The organism is Thioalkalivibrio versutus, assembly GCF_001999325.1.
Classification (GTDB): Bacteria; Pseudomonadota; Gammaproteobacteria; order Ectothiorhodospirales; family Ectothiorhodospiraceae; genus Thioalkalivibrio; species Thioalkalivibrio versutus.
The window spans coordinates 1-7,804 of the sequence record NZ_MVAR01000046.1; the positions used below are offsets into that span (position 1 = coordinate 1).

Consider the following 7,804-nt stretch of genomic DNA (forward strand, 5'->3'; position numbering starts at 1 on the left):
TGCCGGGGTTAAACATACAAGTCGGCTTGCCGGCGAATGGTTCGCTTAGGTCCGTTCCGGCTCCGGGAATACATCGGCGGCCGCGAACACCGGACCGTCCACGCAGACCCGTTTCATCGCCACCCCATTCGGAGTGCGCACCGGTACCGTGCAGCCGGCACAGCCGCCTACCGCGCAGGCCATGAACTCCTCCAGCGAAACCTGGCAGGGGAGATCGAACTCCGCGGCCAGTTCGGCACAGGCGGCGAGCATCGGATGGGGGCCGCAGGCGAAGATTTCCACTTGGGCGCGCTCCTCCGGTGCGAGTCCGGCGAGCCAGGCGCGCCCCAGGTCCGTGACGAAACCGTCATAGGCGCCCGGCAGCCCGGCCTTGGAGGTCAGGCGGCAGGCGACCCCCCAGTCTTCCAGCAGCGGCAGGGTCGCGATTGCCCCGTCCGGCAGGCCCGACCAGAGGATCTCCGACGGGCGGGCATGAAAGGGAAACGGCACCTCGGAGCCCAGCACCGCATGGGTCTTTCCCGCCTCGCCCTGAAGATGCAGGCGGTGGGCGAGGAAGATCATCGGCGGGATGCCGACCCCGCCCCCCAGCAGCAGGCGCCTCGGACGTTCCGGATTCAGGCGAAACGGCTGGCCAATCGGGCCCAGCACGCTGAGGGTATCGCCCTTAGCCTGCTGCGACAGGGCGCGCGTGCCGTCACCGACCACCTTGTAGAGGAACTCCACCCAGCCGGCCTCGCGGTCCACGCGCTGGATCGACAGCGGGCGGCGCATCAGCAGGCGCGGGGCGCATTGCAGATGGGCAAACTGCCCGGGCTGTGCCGCACGGGCGCACTCGGGCGCAAGGACACGGAGGATCCACTGGTCCGCACCGGCGTCATGGTGGTCCAGGATGCGGCCTTCCTCCTGGAAGATCGTGCCCCGGTGGTTCCGGTCGGCAGTTTGGGTCGTACTCATGCGGTATCCTCGACGGGGCGGGTCCAGACCGGGCGCCCGGCGATCCAGGTCTCGCGGACCTGTCCCGCGAAGGTCCAGTTGAAGAAGGGCGTATTGTGGCCTGCGCTCAGCCAGTCTTTGCGGCGGACCTCGTGCATCGCGGCCGGGTCCCACAGCACGAAGTCCGCGCGCGCGCCGGCGGTCAGGCGTCCCTGGGCAAAGCCGAGGATATCCGCCGGCCCGGTGGTGACCCGGGCCAGTGCGTCGTGCAGGCTCAGCAGTCCGTCCTCGACCAGGCGCAGCGTCAGCGGCAGCAGGGTCTCCAGCGCCGAGATGCCGGGCTCGGTACTGGCGAATGGGCCCAGCTTGCTGTCCGGTTCATGTGGCTGGTGGTCGGAGCAGATCGCGCTGATGTCGCCGCGCGCGACGGCCGCGCGCAGGCCGTCGCGGTCGCGCTGGCCACGCAGTGGCGGGATCACGTGGCAGTTCGGGTCGTATTCCGCGACGTCGACCTCGGTCAGGAACAGCTGGTGGGCGGCCACGTCTGCGCTCACCGGCAGACCGTCGGCACGCGCCTTGGCGATCATCTCCGCGCCGCGGCGGGTTGATAACCGGGCCACGTGGACCCGCGCCCCGGTCTGCTCGACCAGCGCCAGGATGGCGCCCAGCGCCGCGGTCTCGGCGGCCTCGGGGATGCCGGCCAGCCCCAGCCGGGTGGAGACCGCGCCCTCGTGCATGCAACCGGAGCCGGTGAGGGCCGAGTCCTGCGCCGAGAGCACGATGGTCAGCCCGAAGGTGGTGGCGTATTCCAGTGCGCGGCGCAGCACGAGCAGGCTGGCCAGCGGCTTGTTCGCGTTGCTGACCCCGCGCGCGCCGGCGTTCATCAGGGCGGCCATCTCGGCGAGCTGCTGGCCCTCCAGTTGATGGGTGAGCGCCCCGAGCACGTAGACCCGAACGCCGCAGGCCTGGCGGGCGCGACGATTGATCAGCTCGACCTCGGCGGGCGAGTCGATCGGCGGTTCGGTATCCGGCGGGACGACCAGACTGGTAATCCCGCCACTGGCCGCCGCAAGGGTCTCGCTGGCGACGGTGGCCTTGTGCTCCTGGCCCGGTTCGCGCAGGCGTGCCGCCAAGTCGATCAGGCCGGGGATCAGCCACAGCCCGCTGCCGTCGATGCGCCGGCGCGGCTCGAAGCCGTCCGGGATCTGGCCGCGGGCGAGGATCTCGCTGCCTTGCACGCATAGCGCGCCGACCGCGTCGAAGCCGTCCACCGGGTCGAGGATGCGGGCGTTCTCGATCAGCACGCTCATGCCTGATGAGCCCCCATGACCATGGACATCACCGCCATGCGCACCGAGATCCCGTAGGTCACCTGTTCGAGGATCACCGAGTGCGGTCCGTCGGCCACGGCGGATTCGATCTCCACCCCGCGGTTGGCGGGGCCGGGGTGCATGACCAGGCAGGTCGGGTGCGCCAGTTGCAGCCGCCGCGAGGTCAGGCCGAACAGCTGGTAGTACTCGTGTTCGGAGGGCAGGTGGGCGTGTTCCATGCGCTCGCGCTGCAGGCGCAGCATGATGATCACGTCGACGTCTTTCAGGCCGGCGTCGAGGTCGTTGTAGACGTGTACGCCCAGTTGGTCGACATCCGCCGGCAGCAGCGAGCAGGGGGCGACCACGCGGACCTCGCCGGTCTGCAGGATGTTCAGCGCGTGGATCTGCGAGCGCGCAACCCGCGAATGCAGGATGTCGCCGACGATGGCCACCTTCAGCTTGGTGAAGTCGCCCTTGTGGCGACGGATGGTGAACATGTCCAGGAGCGCCTGGGTTGGGTGCGCGTGGCGGCCGTCGCCAGCGTTCAGCACGCTGATCCCCGGGGCTACGTGGCGAGCGATGAAATGGGCGGCCCCGCTCTCCTCGTGGCGCACGACGAACATGTCGACATTCATCGCCTCGATGTTGCGCAGGGTGTCCAGCAGGCTTTCGCCCTTCACCGCCGAAGAGGTGTTGATGTTCACGTTCAACACGTCGGCGGACAGGCGCTTGGCGGCCAGCTCGAAGGTGGTACGGGTGCGGGTGCTGGCCTCGAAGAACAGGTTGACGATGGTCTTGCCGCGCAGCAGCGGGACCTTCTTCACCGCCTTCTCGTTCATGTTGGCGAACGATTCGGCGGTGTCCAGGATCTCGGTCAGGAGCTCCCGGTTCAGCCCTTCGATGGTCAGCATGTGGCGCAGCTGGCCGTCATCGGTCAGCTGCAGGCGGTTGGGCAGCGGGCCCGGTTCGGGCAGCCGCGCGCCGGGGTGGGCGATCTGGGTCTCGGTCATCCGTTGTGCATCCGGCGGGTCAGGCCTTGAGGTCCTCGGGATCGATCGTCACCCGTTCCAGGCGCAGTGGCTCGGGGCCGCGCAGCTTGATCTGTTCGGTCTTGCCGAGCTCCATGTGGGCGCCAACGATCGCCGCCGCGATCGGCAGTTCGCGCCCGTCGCGCTCGACCAGCACCGCGAGGGTCACCGAGGCCGGGCGGCCATAGTCGAACAGCTCGTTCAGCGCCGCGCGGATGGTGCGGCCGGAGTACAGGACGTCATCCACCAGTAGCACGTGTTCCCCGTCGAGATCTTCCGGCAGTTCCGACGGGCGCACCTGCGGGTGCATGCCGATGCGCGAGAAGTCGTCGCGGTAGAAGCTGATGTCCAGCTTGCCCAGTGGGCGCTCTACCCCCAGGCGTTCGCGCAGGTGCTCCGCGATCCAGACCCCGCCGGAATGGATGCCGACCACGATGGGTGCGGCGATCCCGTGGGTCTTCAGGTAGTGGCGGGCCTGCTCGGCCATGTCGTCGAGCAGGGTCGGGACGTCCGGTGTCGTCATGATGCATTCTCCAGAAACCAGCCTTCGAGGATGACCGCGGCGGCGTGGGCGTCCAGCCCCGGGTCATGGCGTCCCGGCCGGCGTCGCTCGCGGGCCAGATGAGATGTCAGGTGCTCGTCGCACCAGTATACCGGTTGCCCGTAGCGCTCTTCGAGCGTGCGGGCAAAGGCGCGGATACGTCGGGCCAGCGGCGTGGGCTTGCCATCGGCTTGGGTTGGCCATCCGACCACGAACCCTTCCGGGCCCCATTCCGCGACCAGGGTGTCAATCGCGGGCCACAGATCGGGGGCATCGCTGGTGAGCGTGCGCAGGCCGCGGGCCGAGCCCATGATCTCCTCGCCCACCGCGACCCCGATGCGGCGCCGCCCGTAGTCGAAGGCCAGCAGTCCCACCGTCAGGCGTGGCCGGAGGCCGGGCTGATCAGGTTGACGTCGATGCCGATGAGTTCGGCGGCGGCACGCCAGCGCTCGGCGCTAGGGCGATCAAACAGGATGTCGGCGTCGGCGCGGGCGGTGAGCCAGGCGTTCTCGGCCAGTTCGCTTTCCAGCTGGCCGGGGCCCCAGCCGGCGTGGCCGAGCGCGATCAGGATCCTGCGGGGCCCCTGGCCCGCGTTGATCGCCTCGAGGATGTCGCGCGAGGTGGTCAGCACGATGGAGTCGGTAATGGGCTGACTGCCACGCCAGGTCTGCTCGGCGGAGTGCAGCACAAAACCGTGTTCCGGTTGCACCGGACCGCCGCGGAAGACCGGCATGTCCGGCAGATCCTCGCCGGGTTCCAGTTCCACGTGCTCCAGCAGCTCGCGCAGGGAGAACTCGGTGGGCTGATTGATGACTAGGCCCAGCGCACCTTGTTCGTCGTGATCGCAGATATAGGTGACCGCATGGCTGAAATAGCCATCGTTCAGGCTCGGCATCGCGATCAGGAAGTGATCGCGCAGGCAGTCCGGCTCGTGACGGGCGGGCGTCGGCTTCATGTCACCAGTATCGATGCTGACTCTGCAGGCCGCAAGGAAGGCCGGGCCGGTTTTCCCGATCCCGTGTGCGCCGCCGTTAATTCGTGTCTCCCTAGCGGATCTGTTCCATCTGGTCGCGGCGGAAGGCCCAGGTGCGGGTGATCACCAGTTCGTCGTATTCCTCGCGCATCGCCTCGGTGAACGGCGCGTACGGGGCCGCCAGTTCCACGATGCGGATGGCGGCCTGGTCCAGGACCGGCTCGCCCGAGCTGCGGGCGACCTCGATGTTGATCAGTTCGCCCTCCGGGTTCAGGCGGACCGACAGGACCAGGGTCCCGGAGAGACCGCGGCGCCGCGCCTCGTCCGGATAGTTCACGTTGCCCAGGCGTTCCACCTTGTTGATCCAGGCCTGCAGATAGGCGGCTTCGGGGGCGCTGCGCGCGGCCAGGCTGTCCAGATAGCGGGTGCGGCTGGCGCGGGTGGAGAATGTCTGGCGCTCTTCCGCCGGTGCCGCCCGCGCGCTCTCCAGGCCGCGATTCATCAGTGTCGCGGCGGAGGGTCGGTCCTCGGCATCGAGGGACTCCAGCGGCTCGGGGTCGGCGACCTCGGGGGGCGTGGCGCGCTCGTCCGGAGTGTCGGCGGCGATTTGTTCCGGTTCCGGCTCGGGCTCCGGGAGCGCCGGGTCCATGATCAGCGGGCCGGCCTCCGGCAAGGGTGCGTCGAGGCCCTCCGGCGCGGGCTCGCCGACGCCGGCATCCTCCGCATCCGGGGCCTGCGCCTCGCGGACCTCCTCGCCTTCACCGCTCGCGGCCTGGTCGCGGGTGGCGATGTGCTCGACCTCGTCGTCCAGTTCTGGCGGCGGGGCATCGGGGTCGGTGACCCAGGTGATGTCCAGGGGCTCGCGGGTGGGTGCCTCGATCGGATCGACCGCGAAGCCGATCCCCAGGATGATCAGCGCGTGCGCGACCACCGCGAGGAAGATCATGGTCCCCAGGTGGTCCTGTACGCGGGGCGCCTCCGGCGGGGGCGTGCCGGCTGGCCGTCCGGCGAGGGCGTTCGAAGCGGTATTCGCCGTCATGCCCCCTCCGGCCCACGGCGGACGCACACGGCCCCGGGGCCCGTGGGGCGGGCCGGGCTGGTGCTAATCATTGGGTGTGGGGTTGTGGGCATGGCGCTGGATTCGCGGGTCGGCGAGTACGTGGGCGGTCAGTATACCGGTCAGGCCGCCGGTGATCAGAGCGGCGAGCAACAGGGGCGGTAACACCAGCGGCAGGTTGGGGTGCGGGATGATGATTGCCCAGGCGAGCAGAAACTGCCCGGTGATGTGAGCCATCGCGGCAGCGATGGCCAGGCCCACCGGGCCGACATGCCGGGGGGCGAAGGGGCGCAGGGCGGCCAGCAGGACGAGGCTCGCCAGGGCGCCGGCCAGCGACAACCAGAACGCCGGGCTCAGCAGGGTCCCCAGCAGCAGGCTGCTGCCGACCACCCGGATCAGGGTGACCGCGACGGCCGCGCGCCAGCCGAGGACCAGCAGGGTGATCAGGGTGACGATGTTGGCCAACCCCGGCTTGATGCCCGGGACCGGGCTGGGGATGGCGGCCTCGAGGATCTGGATCCCGATGGCAATGGCGGCCAGCGCAGCGATCGCGCGGTCGCGGGTGTCGGTCCCGGCATGCGGATCGCCGGTCATCGTGGCCACATCAGTAGTGCAGGCTGTCGAAGCCGGGTTCCGTGCCGAGGACTTGCAGGGTCAGTCGATTGGGCAGGCTGACGGCGACCTCGCCGTGGGCCTGCAGCCAGCCGCTGGCCTCGCAGATGTTCTGGCGCCCGGGGGAGTCGGCGCAGCGGGCCCGGCCCGGTTCGATCTCGATGTGGGTGATCCCGGCCGGACCGTGGATCTCGACGACCCGGGCTCGGTCCAGCGGCTCGTGCTGTGGGGTGGCCCCGGCCTGGCTGATGACCAGTACCCGGGCCTCTCCCGAAGGGCTGTAGGCGAAAACGAAGGCCGCGACTACGACCCCCGCAGCCAGAGCCCCGATCAGGGTATCGCCCCAGCGCAGCAGCCTGTGGTTCACGGCAGTTCGCGTACCACGAACGGTTCCCGGTCGGGGCCGGGTCGCACGCGCTCGGCGAGCGCAGGCGTGGCCTCGATGCGGTCGCCCAGAACCACCAGGGCCTGTTCAATGCCCATCTTGCGGGCGTACTCCGGCCAGGCGTCGGGCCCGGCGATCATTAGCGTGGTGGCGGCGGCATCGGCCAGCGCCGGGTCGTGGTGGAGCACTGTGGCGCTGTCGATTCCCTGGCTCGGGCGGCCGTTGCGCGGGTCGATGACGTGGTGGATGCGCGCGCCTTCCCACTCGTAGCCGCGCTCGTAGTCGCCGGAGGTGAACAGGGCCTCGCCGGCGTCCAGTTCGATGCTGCCAAGCACGCCGCCATGCGGATGACGGATGCCCACCCGCCAGGGCCGTTCGCCCGGTCGTCCCAAGGTCATCAGGTCGCCGCCGGCGTTGAAGATCGCGGCCTCGACACCGCGTTCCGCCAGCAGCTCCAGTACGCGCTCCACCGCCAGGCCCTTGGCCAGCCCGCCGAAGTCGAGCTGCAGGTCCGGATGCGTCCCGCGCAGGCGTACGCCGTTGCGTTCGATGTCCTGCATGCGGGGCGGGTCGTCCAGCAGCTCGGCCAGGGTGGCCTCGTCCGGGGGTGGGCCGTCGGGTTCGTCCTGATGGAAGCCCCAGGCGGCGACCAGCTTGCCCAGTGCGGGGTTGAACAGGCCGTCGCTCAACGCCTCCATCTCGCGGCCGTGCTCGATTAGCGGCAGCACCGACGGCGGGGCGCTGAACTCGCCCTGCAGGGCGAGTAGCTCGTTGGTGCGCCCGAGTGACCCGGGTTCCCATGCATGCCAGGAGGTATGCAGGATTTCCAGTTCCTCCTGAACCGCGGTTCCGATCGCCTCCACGTCATATTCGCCGGCCGGGTAAAGGCTGAGATCCACCAGCGTGCCGAAGGCGTAGAAGCCAAGCTGTTCGGTATCCGGTTCCTCGCGGCCGCAGGCGGCCAG

The 7,804-nt window shown here is 69.6% G+C and carries 10 protein-coding genes; all 10 read right to left on the reverse strand.

Going from position 1 to position 7,804, the window contains the following annotated elements; translation table 11 throughout:
- Positions 1-45: 45 nt before the first annotated feature.
- Positions 46-954, reverse strand: coding sequence for a dihydroorotate dehydrogenase electron transfer subunit (locus tag B0684_RS13285; RefSeq protein ID WP_018145117.1), 909 nt, complete (start codon positions 952-954; stop codon positions 46-48).
- Positions 951-2,243, reverse strand: coding sequence for a dihydroorotase (locus B0684_RS13290; RefSeq protein WP_018145118.1), 1,293 nt, complete (start codon positions 2,241-2,243; stop codon positions 951-953). Before B0684_RS13290 ends, B0684_RS13285 begins: the two co-directional genes overlap by 4 nt.
- Positions 2,240-3,253: an aspartate carbamoyltransferase catalytic subunit gene (locus B0684_RS13295; protein WP_018145119.1), complete on the reverse strand. Its 1,014-nt coding sequence runs from the start codon at positions 3,251-3,253 to the stop codon at positions 2,240-2,242. The genes B0684_RS13290 and B0684_RS13295 overlap by 4 nt, the downstream gene beginning before the upstream one ends.
- Positions 3,254-3,272: 19 nt before the next feature.
- Positions 3,273-3,794, reverse strand: coding sequence for a bifunctional pyr operon transcriptional regulator/uracil phosphoribosyltransferase PyrR (gene pyrR, locus B0684_RS13300; RefSeq protein WP_018145120.1), 522 nt, complete (start codon positions 3,792-3,794; stop codon positions 3,273-3,275).
- Positions 3,791-4,186, reverse strand: coding sequence for a Holliday junction resolvase RuvX (ruvX, locus tag B0684_RS13305; RefSeq protein WP_018168934.1), 396 nt, complete (start codon positions 4,184-4,186; stop codon positions 3,791-3,793). The genes pyrR and ruvX overlap by 4 nt, the downstream gene beginning before the upstream one ends.
- Positions 4,187-4,188: 2 nt before the next feature.
- A complete protein-coding gene (locus tag B0684_RS13310) occupies positions 4,189-4,767 on the reverse strand; it encodes a YqgE/AlgH family protein (protein ID WP_018168935.1) in 579 nt (192 codons plus the stop codon).
- Positions 4,768-4,858: 91 nt separating this feature from the next.
- Positions 4,859-5,731 (reverse strand): energy transducer TonB, encoded by an 873-nt coding sequence (locus B0684_RS13315; protein WP_026304741.1) that lies wholly within the window; start codon positions 5,729-5,731, stop codon positions 4,859-4,861.
- Between the two features lie 156 nt (positions 5,732-5,887).
- A complete protein-coding gene (locus tag B0684_RS13320; protein WP_018175666.1) occupies positions 5,888-6,436 on the reverse strand; it encodes a Gx transporter family protein in 549 nt (182 codons plus the stop codon).
- Between the two features lie 10 nt (positions 6,437-6,446).
- On the reverse strand, positions 6,447-6,821 hold the full coding sequence (locus B0684_RS13325) for a NusG domain II-containing protein (RefSeq protein ID WP_018649621.1): 375 nt from the start codon (positions 6,819-6,821) through the stop codon (positions 6,447-6,449).
- On the reverse strand, positions 6,818-7,804 hold a 987-nt coding region (locus tag B0684_RS13330; RefSeq protein WP_077277052.1), incomplete at its 5' end, for an FAD:protein FMN transferase. The genes B0684_RS13330 and B0684_RS13325, both read right to left, overlap by 4 nt.

What these genes read in the sequence shown, in the direction of transcription:
- B0684_RS13295 (WP_018145119.1), bottom strand. Translation starts at nt 3,253, where the DNA reads ATGACCGAGACCCAGATCGCCCACCCCGGCGCGCGGCTGCCCGAACCG.
- B0684_RS13310 (WP_018168935.1), bottom strand. Translation starts at nt 4,767, where the DNA reads ATGAAGCCGACGCCCGCCCGTCACGAGCCGGACTGCCTGCGCGATCAC.
- B0684_RS13320 (WP_018175666.1), bottom strand. Translation starts at nt 6,436, where the DNA reads ATGACCGGCGATCCGCATGCCGGGACCGACACCCGCGACCGCGCGATC.
- B0684_RS13285 (WP_018145117.1), bottom strand. Translation starts at nt 954, where the DNA reads ATGAGTACGACCCAAACTGCCGACCGGAACCACCGGGGCACGATCTTC.
- pyrR (WP_018145120.1), bottom strand. Translation starts at nt 3,794, where the DNA reads ATGACGACACCGGACGTCCCGACCCTGCTCGACGACATGGCCGAGCAG.
- B0684_RS13315 (WP_026304741.1), bottom strand. Translation starts at nt 5,731, where the DNA reads ATGATCTTCCTCGCGGTGGTCGCGCACGCGCTGATCATCCTGGGGATC.
- B0684_RS13290 (WP_018145118.1), bottom strand. Translation starts at nt 2,243, where the DNA reads ATGAGCGTGCTGATCGAGAACGCCCGCATCCTCGACCCGGTGGACGGC.